Source organism: Pseudomonas sp. MAG733B (genome assembly GCF_036884845.1).
Lineage (GTDB): Bacteria > Pseudomonadota > Gammaproteobacteria > Pseudomonadales > Pseudomonadaceae > Aquipseudomonas.
In genome coordinates this window covers 4,383,509-4,400,579 of the sequence record NZ_CP145732.1, presented here as the reverse complement: position 1 = coordinate 4,400,579, position 17,071 = coordinate 4,383,509, and the positions used below count along the sequence as shown (strand labels likewise).

Genomic DNA, 17,071 nt, shown 5'->3' with positions numbered 1-17,071 from the left:
TACGGGCAGATCGTTCCCGGTTGGAAGGCTCGATGTTGTTCTTGCCGATATGGGCGAAGGGATGAGGCCGCGGGGGTTAAGAGGGTCTGGCGTGAAACCGTCGAGCCGTAGTCAAACGGGACACTGCGGTGCTTGGCAAACATCAAATCGAGGCTCGGGGGAGTGTCTTGCTGAAAGTACTTGAAGCGGCTATTCAAACTGGGCGCCTGCTCTCGAGGTCATCGATATTCACAGGGCCGGAGATAGCGTGTGGACGATCACTTTCTATGAGTGGGTCGGGCGCACTTTATAAGAAAAGGTCAAAGCCAAAAAAAGGCTCAGATTTACAATAAAAAACCGTATCAGATTGCCCCGAGGTTGTACGCAGGGTGCAATCTGACCCTATTAGCTCTACCGATGACGCGAGTGATCAGCTTTCCGCTCGTGGCCGGTGTCTGCCTTTGCACAAGGACAGCAGCTGACCCATCGTGGAGGCGGGCCAGGGCGGTACCATTTACTTCAGCGTTGATAAGGAGATCGCATGTCACCCAACAAAGCCTGTCCCATTATTCTTTCGAATACGCCTGTCTCGCGCATCCTGCTGTTCCGCCATCCACAGGCGGGGGTTCAATTGGTCAAAGGCACGATCGAGTCCGGTGAAACACCCGCTCAGGCGGCGTTACGTGAGTTGAGAGAAGAGTCCGGAATCGAAGCCGCCACGGTTGTCTGCGATATGGGCAATTGGATTGCAGGGCACTTGGACCAGGTATGGTCATTTCAACTTTGTGAAGCGCATTTACCGTTGCCTGAACAGTGGACGCACTACACGCTCGACGACCATGGCCATGTCTTCAGCTTTTTCTGGGCTCCCCTCAATGACTTGCCATTTGCTCAGTGTCATCCGGTTTTTCATCGGGCGTTGCTGTACGTGAAGAGTGCGTTGTCGAAGGGTGGTTACCTGATAACTGAAGATCCGGATCAGAACCGAGAGCGGCTGTTTAAAAGCGTTTAAGGATACTTCCTGCAAGCTACAAGACCTTGCGCCGTTGCCTACGGGTACGCCAGAATCCGCCGGCTTGTGCGCTTTTGGGGCCATTGGTAACTTGATTCCCGTCACTGATTCCCAGTGATCGGGTTTAGCAGCCTGTGGCATTAGAAGACCGTACGAGTGTCCGTCAGACAGGTATTCCCATGCCTGTATTTGATGGTGGCTGTGCGCAGGGCGCCCTCGGGCGCGCCGGCTTTCTTCTTTTCCCCGGTCTGCTAACCTGCGCACAGCTGCCACCCCTCGTTTAGCAGCGATGGAGTGGCTGCAAACAGGAAAAGAAAATCATGTTCAAAGTCACACCGAACCCGCCGGACACCGATCCAGCCTCCCCATACGAACCCGACTCAAAAAAACTCAACGAAGCCGCAGAACGCGCCCTCGACTTCCACTTCCCCTCGACCGCCGATATCAAAGCCACACCGCGCACCGTCAGCACCCTCTTCACCGTCGACCCTGAGGTGACGCTCGAAACCCTGGCCGTTTATTTGGTCGAGACCCTGGCCTCGGTGGATGTGATGGTCCATCAGTTGGTGGATCACCTGGATGGTGAATCACGCAATGCGCTGCTGGGTATTTCCAACAGTGTGATGCTGGCGGAGATAACCGCGAACCGGGTGCTGGATCAGATTGATCCGCCTGAGTAGGGATATGTTGTGGTGAAGGGGGCACACCTCGAAAGTCCCCCCTTCACAAGTCGCCGACATAGCTGTCAGCGAAGACAAAAAGCAAGCGCAATGCTAAGGTTTGACCATACATAGAGGACTTTTTGATGACCCAGGCAGCCGCTACCAGCGTAGCAAGTCAAGTCCGCAAACTTGCAAAAGATCACCAGATTTCCGCTGAGCCCGACGGTATGAGTCGTATGGCTGTGACCATTACCCGCCTGGCCGGCGATATTGTGGAACTGGATAGCGTCGAACGGTTACTCGTCAATCTCAAGAGAAAAGGCGTTCTGAGCAAGTCTGAGATCCTGGCGCTGCAAGGGCGCTATCTTCAGGAAAAAAGACGCGCCAAGAAACGTAGCGCATGATTTTTGATCCGTTCGGCGATTTCGAAACGGCTGGATACCTGCAGAATTCATTGCAGCTGAAAGATCCCACTGAAGTAAAAGAATCAGAACACCTTTCGTTTGAATTGAGCATTGAAGATGCTCTTGCCTATTTGGCCAAGAAGAGAAGCATCGATTACAAGGCTGTACTTCAGGTTCACCAGATCTTGTTCTCCGACTTTTATCACTGGGCCGGGAAGGATCGGAATGAACTCGTACCGCACTTGGCGGTTTTCAAAGGCTCATACGAAGATCCCCACAGTACAGCCTTCGAGCGCCCGGATTTAATCAAGATGTCGGTCGACTATGCGCTCAAACTGGCAGTGAACAAGAAGCGCTTCAGAGATCACCCAGGGGAGGTGATGGGTCAGTTGGCATTTGCTCACCCCTTTCTGGACGGCAATGGACGCGCAATACTTTTAGTCTTCATGGAACTCTGCTATCGGGCCAGATTCGCTATCGATTGGTCCAGGACAAGCAAGGACGACTATTTGCGTGCGCTCAGCAGCGAGATCCGAATGCCGGGTGAAGCGCATCTTGATAACTATCTGAAACCGTTCAGGGTAGATATCTCCAGTCGCGATGAGTGGCCAGACACCATCAGTGGAATCAGAGGATTGGATGGCCTGGACAAAGAAGATATTACGTACGAAAGCCTGGATAACCCGGAAGTCCAGCGCATCTACAAGACCTACAGGGCGCAGAGTCTCGACGTTCCGGCACCTCCTGCATCGGATAAATGAGTAAGCGGTATCTGAGTAATTGAAAAATCGGACCCGCCAAAACGGCGGGTCCGAACAATCGATCAAAGCTTCGGAAACTGCCCAATTCGCCCCATCATTTCGGTCACGATCTGCAAGTCCAGCAAGAACTGCTCGGTGGTCTTGAACTCGTTGTCGTTGTGGCCGGTGTATTTGACGTCGGGCATGGCCAGGCCAAATTGCACGCCGTTAGGCAATTCATGCACCGACGTGGCGCCGGCGGAGGTGCCGAATTTGTGTTCCATGCCAAGGTTTTCGCTGGCCACGGCGAGCAGGGCCTTGACCCATTCGCCTTCAGGGTTGCGGTACATCGGTTCGGCGATGGAGTAATCGAAGGCCGGTGCGATCTGGGTCTTCTTGCTCCAGGCGTCCAGTTTTCCGGCGATTTCCGCTTTCAGTGTTTCCGGCGACTTGCCCTTCGGCACGCGCAGGTTGACCGCGAGTTTGAAGGCTTTGTCATCCACTCCGACGTAGGTCAGGGAGGTGGTCAGCGGGCCCATGAACTCATCGGAAAAACCGACGCCCAGTTTGTTGCCCAGGTAGTCCAGGCCCCAGTTGTCGGCGGCGTAGCGAGCGGCGTCCGTGATCTGGTTGTGCTTGAGCGCGACCTTGCCGTCCAGACCATTGATGAAGTCGAGCATCCGCGCCACCGGGTTGACCCCGGACTCGGGTTCGGAGGAGTGGGCGGAAACGCCGGTGACGGTCAGTTTGACGTCCTTGCCGTCGACCTTGGCGGCGATCTCGAAGTCACCGCCATTGCGCTTGACGTACTCCGCGCCGGCCTTTTGTAGGGCAGCGGTCAGTTCGGCGGGCTTGTCGGTCACCAGCGTGGCGACAGATTTCGACGGAATCTGGTTGGTGGCCAGGCCACCGGTCATCGAGGTGATTTCCGCGCCTTTGCCTTCGCCAGCGCGCTTGGCGAAGCTGGCCATGACGGTGCCGTAGCCTTTCTCGGCGATCACCACCGGATAGCCGCCATCCAGCGCCAGGTTGTAGTTGGGCGTCGGGTTGCGTTCGAAGTAGTAAGGGATGGCGTCGCCCGTGGTTTCTTCGGTGGTGTCGATCAGCAGCTTGAAGTTGCGTGCCAGCGGCAGCTTCTCTTCCTTGATGACTTTCATCGCGTACATCGCGACCACGATGCCGTTCTTGTCATCTTCGGTGCCACGGCCATACATGCGGTCGCCGATCAAAGTGACCTTGAACGGATCGAGGCGGGTGCCATCCTTCAGCACCCAGTTCTCCGGCGTCACCGGCACCACGTCGGCGTGGGCGTGAATGCCCACGACTTCATCGCCAGTGCCTTCCAGGGAGATTTCATAGACGCGGTTGTCGACGTTGCGGAAGTTCAGGTTGAACGCCTGGGCCAGGCCTTTGATCTTCTCGGCGATCTTGATGAACTCGGGATTGTCGTGCTGGGCAACGCCATCCACGCGCATGGTCGGGATGGCCACCAGCTCCTTCAAGGTTTCGGTGGCCGCGCTGCCGTACTTCACGCGCGTATAGAGGCCCAGCAGGCGATGGATTTCGTTTTGTTGCTCGGCAGTCAGCGTCTTGTTGTCGAGGAAGGCGCTGATGGCCGCGCCGAGGTCGTCGGTCTTGGCGATGTCGCTCTTGGCCAGGCTCCCGAGGAATTGCCTGAAATCCGTGACCGAGGCATCACTGAAGGTCTTGAGGATGATCGCGCTCTGTTGCGGCGTGATGTTGGCGTGAGCAGCGGTGGTGAACGACGAGAGGCTGGCGAGCATCAGAGTGGTCGCAGCCAGGTGCTTGAGTGAAAATTCCATTTCTGGAGGCATTCCTTTGCAGGTGGTTTGTGGGAAATATCTGATCGTTTAATCAGAAACATTTCCAAACTAACACCATGAGGGTGTGATGCGGGAGCCCCTGTAACGGGATGTGTCGCACAGAAACGCAAAAGCGGCGCACAAACGAAAAACCGTTTATCAGTGCTTACATTCTGCCAGCACTACCTGGCAGGTACTTGGCGTACCGCCGGATCGCCCCGCATAGCGTGCGCAATTGCTCAGGGATTTCTGGCGAGCCATGTTCAAGGTGTCGCCCCAGGCGAGGCTACCTTCGCCGACAGTGGGCAGGGCTTTTGCGTAGCAGGCCGAGCCTATGTTCGAGGCCGCATAGCGAGGCGTGGCCGCTTTGCCTGCACACCCGGCGATCAGTGCAAGGTTGATAGCCAGCAGGGCAGGGAGGAGCCATGACGAGCATTGATGCGTGTTCAAGCTCGTCATCGCGTTTCCCCTGAATCCAGAGTGCTGAAGGCGTGTTTTCGAGTGTGCGCTGTTTAGTCTAGACGGCCTGTTACAGCTTCGATCATCAAACGCGAGTTCGCCGTCCAGGCGGCGATCAGTAATCCCAGAAGGCCGCGACCCAGCGAAACGCCTTACCGTCGACGGCCACGCGGCCAACGGAGGGGAATGGCAGGTGAGTGGCGACAAACAGCTCACCGCTTGCCGCCGCTTCTTGCATCAGGCGAACCCGAACGCGCACCGATTCCTCGGGGTCATGTTCAAAGCCGTTGTGCCAGTCGGGGTGTTCGAAGGCGACCGGAAACAGGGCGTCGCCGGCGAAGGTCAACCGTTCGCCACCGGATGTCACGTAGACCACGCAGTGCCCCGGAGTGTGGCCGCCGGTGAGCCTGGCGACCACGCCCGGTGCCACCTCGTATTCATCTTCGAAGGTGCGCAGCTTGCTGTGGAATTCTTTCATGAATTCATTGGCGGTTGCTCGCAGGACGTCCGGCACCGGCGACGGCATGGAGGTGAGGGAAAAATCGGGCGACTTCCAGAACTCGACCTCGGTCGCCGCCACGTGGATTCGCACATCCGGACGCAGGCGGTTCTTCACTTCGTCGACGAGCAGCCCGCCGATATGGTCCATGTGCATGTGGGTAATCACCACGTCAGTCACGGACCCCAGGTCGATACCGGCGGCTTCCAGCCGCTTGGGAAACTGCCCGGCGCGGGGAAAACCGGGGAACTGCCCGCCCAGTCCAGCGTCGACGAGGATGGTCTGGTCGCCGCTACGAATTACCAGGACGTTCAGTGCCCAATCGAACGAGTCCGGCCCCAGGAACATGTCCTTGAACCAGGCTGCGCGGGCCGCTGGGTCGGCGTTGGTGGACATAGTCGTGGTCGGCAGCGGCAGCACGCCATCGCTGATCACCAGCACGTCGATTTCGCCGACCCGCACCGCATAGCGCGAAGGCACTAACTCCTCGAACCCCGACCCTGCGGCGAGTGAGGTGTCGTGCTGACCGTTGCTTTTCTGATGTATTCCATCGTTCTGGATGGTTGGGTTCAGTTGCGTTGTCATGGCCGTTCTCCGTTTGCCTGGGTCAGATCGCCCGGAGAATCAGTGTGCCTTTCGACGCAGCGCGTTCGATACCATACGCACGTATAGAACGGTCAGGCTTTAGCGTGAGCCTTTCCAACCAAAAGGTAATTATCCTGCGTGCCAAACGCGATCCGCAGGCGATCGATGATCTCTTCGATCGACGGTCCCTGGATGCTCGGCGGCTCCGGACTTTCACCAAATTCGCGCCAGATGAACAGGGTCATTTCCGCGCCATCGGTCTGCGTCTGAGGGCTGACCGCGCCGAAGTTTCTCAGCAGTCGATAGCGCTCATCCTGCCAGAACAGTTCTTCGACCCAGTGGTACACCGGGATGTAGTGAAAGTGGATCGGGAAGCGCGGGTCGTGGCCGAATCGGCTGATGTAGAGCCATTTCGGCTGCAGCTCCAGTTGCAGGATTTTCTGCACTTTGGCGAGCAGCACGCCCATCTCGACCAAAGCACCTTCGGGCAGGTCCGACAACGAACGCACCGGGTGCCGCGTCCCCAGCACCAGATAGCCGGGCAGCTTGGTCGTCATGTGGTGGTTGAGTACCCAGTGGGCTGTCTCATGGATGATGAAGCGTGGCGCTATGTCCATGGTTGGGTATCCGTTGTCGAAGCTGGTAGGGAGAATGAGAAGGTCGCGCCGTGGTCAGGCTGACTGTCTACCCTTATGCATCCACCATGCAACTCGATGATTGAGCGGCAGATGGATAATCCGATCCCCATGCCATCTTCTTTGGTCGTGAAAAACGCATCAAACAGCAGCGCAAGGTGATTTTGGTCAATCCCTGGGCCGTTATCGCGTACCTCCACCACCGCTTGACTCTCTTTCGCCTGTATTCGCACGTGCAGCTCCCCGGGCAAGTCGTTGTGGCCACTCATGGCCTGCAGGCTGTTCATGATCAGGTTGATCACTACCTGCTGGAGCTGGATCCGGTCGCCCGATACCTTGGGCGACTGATGTTCGAACGTGCACGACAATCGCACCTGATGACTCTGGATTTCCCGGTCAAGCAGGGCGAGCGAGTCCACTACTACCGATTTTAGATCCACTTCTTCGTAGTGCGAATCGCTTTTGCGCGTCAGGTCGCGAATACGCTTGATCACTTCGGCCGCGCGGCGCGCATTACTGGCTGCGCGGGCGATAGCTGTCCCGGCTTCCTTGAGGTCGGGGCTGGGGCGGTCGAGCCAGCGCTGGGCCGCTTCGGCACTGGAAGTGATCGCGGCCAAGGGTTGATTCACTTCGTGGGCGATGGACGCTGCCAGCTCGTCCATCGTGGTGTTTCTGCTGATATGAGCGAGTTCGATTTGCGCACGGTGCAGCTGCGCTTCGACATCACGGGTATGGGCTAGCAAACTGAATTGTTCCTGTAGTTCATCGCTGGTGCGGCGGTTTTTCAAGGCCAGCCAGGTGGCAATGCCGATGGCCGTCAGGCTAACGAGGCAGCGGGCCAGCGCGGCGCTGAACGGATGATCGAGGTGGGAAAAGCAGAACGCGGCAGTCGTCAGCACCACGCAAGTCAGTGCAACCCGGCGCAACCCGCGGATCGAGCACGAGTCCATGGCCATCATGATGACCAGGACGTACAACACCGCCACCGCGATATCGAGTTCCGTGAGGGTATCGACGACGAAGATCGCGAGCGTGGTTGCCCAGAGCGCCAGGCACTTTGCCTTGGCGCACGGAGAGCCGATCATGACGTTCATCATGAGTCGGCTCTTGCGGTGCAGTCGCAGCCCAAGGAGGTCAAGCCTTGATGAACGCCAGGAGGTCCGCGTTGATCACGTCACCATTGGTCGTGCACAGGCCATGGGGCAGGCCAGGATAGGTTTTCAGGGTGCCGTGCTTGAGCAGTTTGATCGACAGGTGCGCCGAGTCGGCGATCGGTACGATCTGGTCATCTTCGCCATGCAGCACCAAAGTCGGCACATCGATGTTTTTCAGGTCATCGGTGAAGTCGGTTTCCGAGAAGGCCTTGATGCAGTCGTACTGCGCCTTGGCGCCGCCGTTCATGCCCTGGCGCCACCAGTTGTCGATGATCGCTTCGGAAACTTTCGCGCCCGGGCGATTGAAGCCGTAGAACGGCCCGCTCGGAAAATCGCGATAGAACTGGCTGCGATTGTCCGCCACGGCTTTGCGCAAGCCATCGAAGACGTCCATTGGAATGCCGCCCGGATTGTTTGCGGTGCGCAGCATGATCGGCGGTACGGCACCGATCAGCACCGCTTTGGCCACGCGGCCGCGACCATGACGCGCCACATAGCGTGCCACTTCGCCGCCGCCGGTGGAGTGGCCGACGTGCACGGCGTTCTTGATGTTCAGGTGCGCCATCAGTTCAGCGACGTCGGCGGCGTAGGTGTCCATCTCGTTGCCGACAGCGGTCTGCGACGAACGGCCATGACCGCGGCGGTCGTGGGCGATGACACGGAAGCCCTTGCTGAGGAAAAACAGCATTTGCCCATCCCAGTCATCGCTGGAAAGGGGCCAGCCATGGTGGAACACGATCGGCTGGCCGCTGCCCCAGTCCTTGTAGAAAATCTGCGTGCCGTCCTTGACTGTGATCATCCCCGAACCACTGGCGTTGCCGTCGCTTTTGCCTCCGGTGGAAGCGGGCGTCTGTGCCTTGGTTTGCTGCGCTGCCAGCGCAGGTAGTGTCACCGCCAAGGCTGCTGCCATGGCACCGGTCGTGATCAAGCCACGACGTGAGGTTCCGCTTTTCTCGTCAGTCATTTTTCAACACTCATGTGAGTTCTGGAGGTAACGCATGCGCGGCCCGAGGCACTTCCCCGGTTGAGGGAAATTTATGGGCAAAGCCGGGCACTGACCACCAGACATGGGTGTTTGAAACTAACGCTTTGGTATAGGCGCAAACTCCCGTACGGCGCGCCTCAGACCGCCAGTTCGATCAACAATGCGCCATCGAATCCGGGATTTTCGTTGACGCCTTCTTTGGCATAACCCCGGGCGTTGCACACCACGCGGGTATCGCCCACCCGGTAGTCAAAGCTGCCGTGGGTGTGGCCGTGCAGCCAAAGGGCCGGTTGCCATTTTCTGATCCGCTCTTCGAGGTCGGAAACAAAACTCGAATTGATCGGTGAACTGGCAAACATCGGGCTGATGCTCGACCGGGTCGGTGCGAAATGGGAAATCACCACCGTGGGCGTCGTGCTGTCGCGGGCGAAGCAGTCTTCCAGCCAGGCGACGGTCTGCAAAAACACAAGCTGGGACACCGCCGGGCTGAACAGGTCTTCGAAATCGGGGGAAATTCTGATGCGGCTGAAGTCCCGCACCAGCGCAGCAGCCAGGTCGATGCCATGTGCTCGTTCGTGCGCATCTTCGTAAAGACGATAGTCGGACCACAGCGTGCAACCCAGAAACCGCACGCCGTCGTGAACGTATTCCGAGCGCTCCAGCACGTGAATCTGCGTGCCTTGCGACAGCCTGTGCAATTGCTCGTAAGTCGAGATCAGGTCGCTGCCGTAAAACTCATGGTTGCCGGCCACGTACACGATCGGCGCGGGGCAGGCCTTGGCCCACTCAATGGCGGCAGCGGGGCGCGAAATGTCGCCGGCGAGAACAACGATATCGGCCTCCACTTCGGGAAACGGTATCGCATTGACGGACAGGTGGATGTCGGACAGCAAGGCGATGCGCATGGGGTCAACTCCTGTGATGCAGATGGCCAATGATGGGTTCATTTTTGCGGCAAGTGCGCCAAGTCGCGGTTGAGCTGGATGCGCAGGGCGCGAATGAATTGCCTGGCGTTGTCGGTCATGGGTTTGCCTGCCTGGAACACCAGGATGCTGATGAACGGTACGTCGACACTGAACGGTTTGACCACCAAGCCACGCTCGACGAAGTCCCGTACCGCCATCGGGTTGACGAAACCGACACCGACACCGAGCAACGCCAACTCGCAGATGGTGTGCGCGTAAGCGGTCTCGACCCGGATCCGTAAACTCACGTCTTCTGCGCTGAGCGCGGCCTCCAGGCGTCGGCGGCTGCTGTCTTCCGGGTTGAGGGCGAGAAAGTCGACGTCTGCCAGGTCCTTCGGGCCGATCAACGTGCGCCGCGCCAGTGGGTGACTGGCGGCCATCACAATCACGCCGGGGCTGTTGAGAAATTGCGAGTGCTCAAGGCTTTCCACCGGCATCTCATCGGCCATCAGGCCCAAGTCGAACTGGCCGCTGCTGACGGCCTGATGCACGTCCCGCGAGCTCATGACCTGTAGCGAAATCTGCATCTCGCGCTTGGCGGTATCGAACGCAGCAATGACCCGTGGCAGGAAGCTGTTGCCCAGGGCAGGGTGCACGGCAATCGACAGGCGCTTGATGCCGAAATTGCGCAGGCTTTTCAGGCGATGCTCGATCACCTCGTAGCCGATGAAGAAATTGTTCACGTCCACCATCAGCGCCGCCGCTTCCTGCGTCGGCACCAGCCGTCCTCGTGTCCGGACGAACAGTTGAATCCCTGAACTGGTCTCCAGTTTACGAATCGCCTGGCTCACCGCCGGTTGGGAAATACCCAGCATCGTCGCGGCTTTGCTGGTGCTGCCAGCAGTCATGATGGTGCGGAAGACTTCAATCTCGCGAACGCCCATGTCGGGTCATACCTATAAGCGGGGGTTATAGAGTTAATCATTTGTCGTGTTGTTGTCATGTAAGTGCCTTTCTAGAATCGAGTCAACAACAACGGCCCAACAGGCACTTCCCCATGAGCTTTACAGACCACGCTAATAATCCGTTCGCCAGCCTTTCCCCAGCGGTCTGGCGCGCCTCTACTGTCGTCTTCGACACCTTCGAAGACTTCGTCGCCCGCAAGGCCCGTCAACCCGACGGCTACAGCTACGGCATCACCGGCACGCCTACCGCTCGCGGCCTCGAACAGCGCATCGCGACCCTGGAAAACGCCCGGCACTGCGTTGTGACACCGTCTGGTCAATCGGCGCTGATGACCGCGGTCATGGGCTTCGTACGCGGCGGCGATCATCTGCTGGTTTCGGACTCCTGCTACGGCGCGCTGAAGTCGTTCGCCAGCAATTGGCTGGCGAAAATGGGCGTGGACGTGGAGTTCTATCCGCCGACCATCGACGCCGGTATCGAACAACTGATCAAGCCCAACACCAAAATGATCTGCCTGGAAGCACCCGGTACGGTGACCATGGAAATGCAGGACATTCAGGTCATCACCGCCATCGCCCGCCAGTACGGCGTGATGACCATGATGGACAACACCTGGGCCAGCCCCCTGTATTTTCGCCCGCTGGATCACGGCGTCGACCTGTCGATCGAGGCCGCGACCAAACTGTTCGGCGGCCACTCCGACCTGCTGATGGGCAGCATCAGCATGAACGACAGCGGCTATTACGACATTTTGCGTGAGACCCAGAGCATCCTCGGGCAGGCCACCAGCCCGGAAGACTGCTTTCTGGTGCAGCGCGGACTGGAAACGTTCGAATTGCGCCTGACGCAACAGAGCCGTACGGCGCTGCAAGTCGCACAGTGGCTCGAAGCTCAGCCGCAGGTCCAACAAGTGTTGTTTCCGGCCTTGCCCAGCCATCCGGGCCACGAGATCTGGCGCAAACAGTTCACCGGCAACGGCTGTCTGTTCTCGATCATTTTGCAGCCGGCGTCCGAGGCCGCGTTCGGTGCGTTCTTCAATGCCCTGCAACACCTGCCGATCGGCGCCAGTTGGGGCGGCACCCACAGCCTGATCGCCTACTACCCGGCCAGCCAGCAACAGAGTCGCGCGTATTCACCCACCGACCAACCGATCGTGCGCCTGGCCATCGGCCTGGAAGATCCGGCCTGGCTGATCGAGGATTTGCAACGCGCGCTTGACGGTTACGCAGCCTTCCTCGGCTGACCGACACGCGGCCGGCGAATCCACGACATTCGCCGCCGCTTTTTATTCGAACAGCTGCCACCTGAGGGATGGAAAACATGACAACAATGAACAGCATTCGACCCCGCATCGCTTTGTATCTGTTTATCGCCATTGCGTTCGCGCAACCGCCAAGCATGGATCGCCACAGCCCTGTGATGGAGTCGCTCAACCATTCCGGTCACACCGGCTGAGGATTGACCATGTACGACTTATTCATCCGGTCCTTGCCGCTGTTGCAGCAGGCGATTCAGGTCACGCTCGGTTTGAGCCTGGCCGCGTTCATCCTTGGCAGCACCGTGGGCATGGGCATCGCGCTGTTGCGTAATTCCCGGGTGCGGCTGCTGCGGGTGTTCGCCTTCAGCTATGTGTCGATCTTTCGCGGCACGCCATTGCTGGTGCAGATCCTGTTGATCTACTTCGGCTTGCCGCATTTCGGCATCGTGCTGTCGCCGATCCCTTCAGCGTTGCTGGCATTGACGCTGTTCTCCGCCGCGTACCTGAGCGAAAACTTCCGGTCCGGTATCAGCGCAGTGGACCGTGGCCAGTGGGAGGCTTCGGCTTCGATGGGCATGGGCTACTGGACCGCGCTGCGCCGGATCATTCTGCCGCAAGCCTTGCGCATTGCCTTGCCGCCGCTGGGCAGCCGGCTGATCGCGCTGGTCAAGGACACCTCGCTGGCCTCGACCATCACCGTGGTCGAGCTGACCCGGGTTGCCGAGCAGATGGGCGCGGCAACGTTCCGCTACATGGAAATGTTCCTGATGGTCGGCCTGATGTACTGGGTCATCAACCAGGTCCTGACGGTATTACAGACCTACCTTGAAGGTCGTTTGACGAGGCGCTACCAATGAGCCAGACCACAATCAGCGTCACCGCCCTGTGCAAATCGTTCGGTCCACTGGCGGTGCTCAAAGGTGTCGATCTGCAAGTGCAGAAGGGCGAAGTGGTGGTGATCCTCGGCCCGTCCGGTTCAGGCAAGACCACGCTGTTGCGCTCGCTGAACTTCCTCGAAGAACCCAACAGCGGCGTGCTGGAAATCTGCGGCCATCGTGTCGTAGTCCAGGAAGGCAAAAGCCTGGGACGTGCCGATCGGGCACAGATCGCCCAACTGCGGCAGAAGACGGCGATGGTGTTTCAGTCGTTCAACCTGTTTCCGCACAAGACCGCACTGGAAAACGTGATCGAAGGCCTGATCAGCGTCAAGAAAGTCGCCAAGGCTTCGGCGATTGCCCGCGGCATGGCCTTGCTGGAACAGGTCGGCTTGAAGGACAAGGCTGACAAATACCCGGCGAGCCTGTCCGGAGGGCAGAAGCAACGAGTGGCCATCGCTCGTGGCCTGGCCATGGACCCGGAAGTGATTTTCTTCGACGAGCCGACCTCGGCCCTCGACCCGGAACTGCGCGACGAAGTGCTGATGGTCATGCGCAACCTGGCCAATGCCGGCATGACCATGCTGGTGGTCACCCATGAATTGCGCTTCGCCCAGGAAGCGGCTGACCGGGTGATTTTCATGGAAGGCGGCGTGGTGGTGAAAAACACCACGGCCGAGGAGTTCTTCGGCGACGACAGCGGCGAGCGCATCCAGCAATTCCTGCGACGTTACTGACGGCTGACACAGCGCAACGCATCACCTGACCCAACAACAATAAAAAGGGGGGCACGATCCCCCCGAGAGGAGTTCGTGTGCATGAAAATCAACATGAGGCAGCGCCTGCCCCTGACCATGGCCGTCGCCGGCATGGGTTTTTGCAACATTGGCTGGGCTGAGGGTTTTATCGAAGACAGTCATGCCAGCCTGAGCTTGCGCAATCTGTACTTCAACACCGACCCGCGCAGCAAGAATTCGGCGCCGCGCCAGGAAGAGTGGGGGCAAGCCTTTGTCCTCAACTACCAATCGGGTTTCACCCAGGGGCCGATCGGCTTTGGCGTGGACGCGCTGGGCATGCTTGGCGTGCGCCTGGACGGTGGCTCGAAAGTCGGCAAGGCCGGTGCCGACCGCACACCGGGGGTGATGTTTCCACTGGAAAGCGATGGCAGCGCCGTCGACGATTTCAGCAGCCTGGGCGTGACAGCCAAGGCGCGAGTGTCCAAGACCGAACTGCGGGTCGGCACCTTGCAACCGAAATTGCCGGTGGTCAGCTTCAGCGATTCTCGTCTGCTGCCGCAGACCTACGAAGGCCAGCAAATCACTTCGATGGAGATCGAAGGCTTGACCTTCACCGGCGGGCAGATCGAGCACGCCAAGGGCCGCACGTCCTCGGACTTCCAGGCGCTGGCCATCGGTGGCGCTGCCAAAGGCGCGGACACCAATCACTTCTATTACGCCGGTGCCGACTACAAGATCACCAAGGACCTGCTCGGCCAGTACTACTACGGCAATCTGGAAGATTTCTACAACCAGCATTTCTTCGGCCTGCAACATGCGATGTCGATCGGCGAGGGCAAACTCAAGACCGACCTGCGTTACTTCTACAACACTTCCGACGGCAAGAACGCCAGCCGTCAAGGGCGGGCCGAAGGTTACGCCAGCACCGGCTACTACACTGACGGAGCGACCCTGGGCGAGGTGGATAACCGCACCTGGAGCGCGATGTTCACCTATAGCCTCGGCGGTCACGCCGTGAGTGCGGGTTATCAGCAATTGAGCGGAGACAGTAATTTTCCGTACATCAACCAGGGTTCGCTTGGCGCTACCGGCAGCGGTCTGTATTTGATCACCGACCGCATGATCGGCAGCTTCGTCAAGGCCGGCGAGCGCACCTGGCTGGCGCAGTACGCCTATGACTTTGCTGCGCAGGGCATTCCTGGTCTGACGGCCTCGGTGGTTTATCTCAAGGGCGACAACATTGCCTCCAAGCGCGGCGACCTGAGCGAGTGGGAGCGTGATACCAGCCTCGGTTACGTGGTGCAGAGCGGCGTGTTCAAAAACGTCGGCCTGACCTGGCGCAGCGCGGTGTTTCGCAGCGATGCGTCCAGCGACACCGACCAGAATCGCTTGATCCTCAGCTACACATTGCCGCTGTTCTAGCCGCTGACGTCATCACTTTTGCGCCCCTCAGCCTACAGAGAGATCCATCATGAACATCCGCTCCTTGCTCCGCCCGAACACTGCCATCCTGCTGGGTCTGTTGACCTGCCTGGCCCTGAACACCGCCGTCGCCGAAACCGACGACTCGCTGTCGAAATTGCGCCAGAGCGGCGTGGTCCGGATCGCCAATACACAGACCAGCCCACCCTGGAGTTACATCGATGAGCAGAACCAGCCCTCCGGTTATGACGTGGCCGTGGCCCGGGAAATCTTCAAGCGCATCGGCATCCCCAAGGTCGAGTTTGTCGCCGACAAGTTCACCAGTTTTGTCGACAGCATCAAGACCCACAAATACGACACGGTGATCAACAGCCTGGCCAACACCCCGGAGCGGGCGAAGATCGTCGATTTCACCTCGCCGTACAGCGTGCAGGCCTTCCGCATCTGGGTCAGCGAGCGCAACGACGACATCCATGACATCCCAAGCCTCAAGGGCCACAGCGTTGGCGCCACGTCCGGCACCTCCAATGAATTGTGGGCGCGCAACAACCTCAAGGAGTCGGAAATCCGTACTTATGAAGGTGCCGGTCTGCTCTACAGCGATCTGGTTTCCGGGCGCCTGGATTCGTTGATCGACTCCTATTTCCATGGCCAGAAAGTCAAGGAAGCCAACGGCTTGCCGGTCAAGGTCGTGGGTGAACCGGTGACCTATTCCCTGGGGGCGGCGATCGTGCCCAAAGGCGCCGATGCCTTGCGTGAAGCGATGAACAAAGCCATCGCCGACATGACCGCCGACGGCACGCTGCAAAAACTCGGCAAGCAATATCTGGGCGCCGACTACGACGTGGTGGGCGACATGACCAAGGCCAAGGCCTGGTAACGCTTTTCTACGAACCGGGCCGCCGAAGCGGCCCACACCCCATTGGCAATCAAGGCATCGATATGAGCATTGCAAACCCTATCAAGAGCGACGTGGATTTCGACGCACCGGGCAAACATCACGGCTATCTGCGCCTGCCGCACTCGGTGCATCGTTCGGCCTATGGCTGGATTCCGATTCCGGTGGTGTCGATCCGCAACGGCGAGGGCCCGGTGTTTGTGATCAGCGCCGGTAGCCATGGCGACGAATACGAAGGTCAGATTCTGGTCTCGCGCCTGATTCGCGAGCTGCAACCGGAGATGATCCAGGGCCAGATCATTCTGCTGCCGATGATGAACTACCCGGCCGCCGCTGCCGGTCTGCGCACTTCGCCACTGGACGATGGCAACCTCAATCGCCTGTTCCCCGGCGACCCTGCTGGAACGCCGACCCAGATCATTGCCCATTACATCGAAACAGTCCTACTGGCGCGCGCCGATTACCTGGTCGACCTGCATTCCGGTGGCAGTTCATTGCTGTATGACGGCGCCAACATGATGGGCCTCGAACCGCGCGATGCCGCGGAAGAAAAAGTGGTCTCCGGGCTGCTCAAGGCCTTCGGCTTGCCCAAGGCGTTTCTCTATCACCCCAACCCGGTGAACATCACGGCGGCGGCACGACGCCAGGGCGCGATCTGCTTCCTCACCGAACTCGGCGGCGGTGGTACGGTCAATCCGGCCTTGATCGAACAGGCGCGTCACGGCCTGCTGCACTTGCTCGGCTACACCGGCATTTTGCAGGGCGAACTGGTGCCGGCCCAACCGCCGACCGTCTCGCGTCTGCTCGCTATCGACAAGAGTCTGCACTACGTCTATGCCTTGCACGCCGGGCTATGGGAGCCGTTGGTGGAGTTGGGGGCGACGGTCAAAGTCGGGCAACCGGCGGCGCTGATCCATTTCCCTGATGAGCCGATGCGCGAGCCGGTCCAGGTGCTGTTCAGTGGCGATGGCGAGGTGGTCTGCAAACGGGCGATGGCCAAGGTTCAGCGCGGTGATTGCCTGTTCCAGTTGGCCGGGACACGGGCATCGATTCTTTAACCTCTCACTGACATC

The 17,071-nt window shown here is 59.1% G+C and carries 19 protein-coding genes; 11 read left to right on the top strand and 8 right to left on the bottom strand.

Annotated features, from left to right (window positions below; all coding sequences use genetic code 11):
• Positions 1–520 precede the first annotated feature (520 nt).
• The 4 genes from V6Z53_RS20065 to V6Z53_RS20050 all read left to right on the top strand — a co-directional run bounded on the left by V6Z53_RS20065 (position 521) and on the right by V6Z53_RS20050 (position 2,818).
• Positions 521–991, top strand: coding sequence for an NUDIX domain-containing protein (locus V6Z53_RS20065; RefSeq protein WP_338581349.1), 471 nt, complete (start codon positions 521–523; stop codon positions 989–991).
• Between the two features lie 320 nt (positions 992–1,311).
• A complete protein-coding gene (locus V6Z53_RS20060; RefSeq protein ID WP_338581348.1) occupies positions 1,312–1,671 on the top strand; it encodes a hypothetical protein in 360 nt (119 codons plus the stop codon).
• Between the two features lie 125 nt (positions 1,672–1,796).
• A complete protein-coding gene (locus V6Z53_RS20055) occupies positions 1,797–2,057 on the top strand; it encodes a hypothetical protein (protein WP_338581346.1) in 261 nt (86 codons plus the stop codon).
• Complete coding sequence (locus tag V6Z53_RS20050; RefSeq protein ID WP_338581344.1) at positions 2,054–2,818, top strand: Fic family protein; 765 nt, start codon at positions 2,054–2,056, stop codon at positions 2,816–2,818. Before V6Z53_RS20055 ends, V6Z53_RS20050 begins: the two co-directional genes overlap by 4 nt.
• A 62-nt stretch (positions 2,819–2,880) precedes the next feature.
• Here V6Z53_RS20050 and V6Z53_RS20045 read toward each other — a convergent pair whose 3' ends face one another.
• From V6Z53_RS20045 to V6Z53_RS20010, 8 genes are all read right to left on the bottom strand, one after another.
• Positions 2,881–4,620 (bottom strand): dipeptidase, encoded by a 1,740-nt coding sequence (locus V6Z53_RS20045; protein ID WP_338581343.1) that lies wholly within the window; start codon positions 4,618–4,620, stop codon positions 2,881–2,883.
• Positions 4,621–4,779: 159 nt separating this feature from the next.
• Complete coding sequence (locus V6Z53_RS20040) at positions 4,780–5,079, bottom strand: hypothetical protein (protein ID WP_338581342.1); 300 nt, start codon at positions 5,077–5,079, stop codon at positions 4,780–4,782.
• 115 nt (positions 5,080–5,194) lie between these two features.
• Positions 5,195–6,163, bottom strand: a complete 969-nt coding sequence (locus V6Z53_RS20035) for an MBL fold metallo-hydrolase (protein WP_338581341.1) — start codon at positions 6,161–6,163, stop codon at positions 5,195–5,197.
• Positions 6,164–6,255: 92 nt separating this feature from the next.
• Entirely contained in the window at positions 6,256–6,780 is a 525-nt protein-coding gene (locus tag V6Z53_RS20030) for an HIT family protein (RefSeq protein WP_338581340.1), read from the bottom strand.
• The gene (locus tag V6Z53_RS20025; protein WP_338581339.1) at positions 6,771–7,895 is read right to left on the bottom strand and encodes an ATP-binding protein; all 1,125 of its coding nucleotides are present in this window, start codon (positions 7,893–7,895) and stop codon (positions 6,771–6,773) included. The genes V6Z53_RS20030 and V6Z53_RS20025 overlap by 10 nt, the downstream gene beginning before the upstream one ends.
• Before the next feature lie 37 nt (positions 7,896–7,932).
• Entirely contained in the window at positions 7,933–8,751 is an 819-nt protein-coding gene (locus V6Z53_RS20020; RefSeq protein ID WP_338586536.1) for an alpha/beta hydrolase, read from the bottom strand.
• Between the two features lie 323 nt (positions 8,752–9,074).
• Positions 9,075–9,842 carry a metallophosphoesterase gene (locus V6Z53_RS20015; protein WP_338581338.1) on the bottom strand — a complete coding sequence of 256 codons (768 nt, stop codon included), beginning with the start codon at positions 9,840–9,842 and terminating at the stop codon, positions 9,075–9,077.
• Between the two features lie 38 nt (positions 9,843–9,880).
• Positions 9,881–10,786, bottom strand: coding sequence for a LysR substrate-binding domain-containing protein (locus V6Z53_RS20010; RefSeq protein WP_338581337.1), 906 nt, complete (start codon positions 10,784–10,786; stop codon positions 9,881–9,883).
• Between the two features lie 113 nt (positions 10,787–10,899).
• Between V6Z53_RS20010 and metC the strand changes: the two genes are divergently transcribed.
• From metC to V6Z53_RS19975, 7 genes are all read left to right on the top strand, one after another.
• The gene (gene metC / locus V6Z53_RS20005) at positions 10,900–12,051 is read left to right on the top strand and encodes a cystathionine beta-lyase (RefSeq protein ID WP_338581336.1); all 1,152 of its coding nucleotides are present in this window, start codon (positions 10,900–10,902) and stop codon (positions 12,049–12,051) included.
• 86 nt (positions 12,052–12,137) lie between these two features.
• Complete coding sequence (locus V6Z53_RS20000; protein ID WP_338581335.1) at positions 12,138–12,263, top strand: hypothetical protein; 126 nt, start codon at positions 12,138–12,140, stop codon at positions 12,261–12,263.
• Positions 12,264–12,272: 9 nt separating this feature from the next.
• Positions 12,273–12,923, top strand: a complete 651-nt coding sequence (locus V6Z53_RS19995) for an amino acid ABC transporter permease (protein ID WP_338581334.1) — start codon at positions 12,273–12,275, stop codon at positions 12,921–12,923.
• The gene (locus V6Z53_RS19990; RefSeq protein WP_338581333.1) at positions 12,920–13,678 is read left to right on the top strand and encodes an amino acid ABC transporter ATP-binding protein; all 759 of its coding nucleotides are present in this window, start codon (positions 12,920–12,922) and stop codon (positions 13,676–13,678) included. The genes V6Z53_RS19995 and V6Z53_RS19990 overlap by 4 nt, the downstream gene beginning before the upstream one ends.
• Positions 13,679–13,795: 117 nt before the next feature.
• Positions 13,796–15,100, top strand: coding sequence for an OprD family porin (locus V6Z53_RS19985; RefSeq protein ID WP_338586535.1), 1,305 nt, complete (start codon positions 13,796–13,798; stop codon positions 15,098–15,100).
• A 49-nt stretch (positions 15,101–15,149) separates the two neighbouring features.
• Positions 15,150–15,980, top strand: coding sequence for a transporter substrate-binding domain-containing protein (locus tag V6Z53_RS19980; RefSeq protein ID WP_338581332.1), 831 nt, complete (start codon positions 15,150–15,152; stop codon positions 15,978–15,980).
• Between the two features lie 62 nt (positions 15,981–16,042).
• Positions 16,043–17,056, top strand: coding sequence for a succinylglutamate desuccinylase/aspartoacylase family protein (locus tag V6Z53_RS19975; RefSeq protein WP_338581331.1), 1,014 nt, complete (start codon positions 16,043–16,045; stop codon positions 17,054–17,056).
• Positions 17,057–17,071 lie beyond the last annotated feature (15 nt).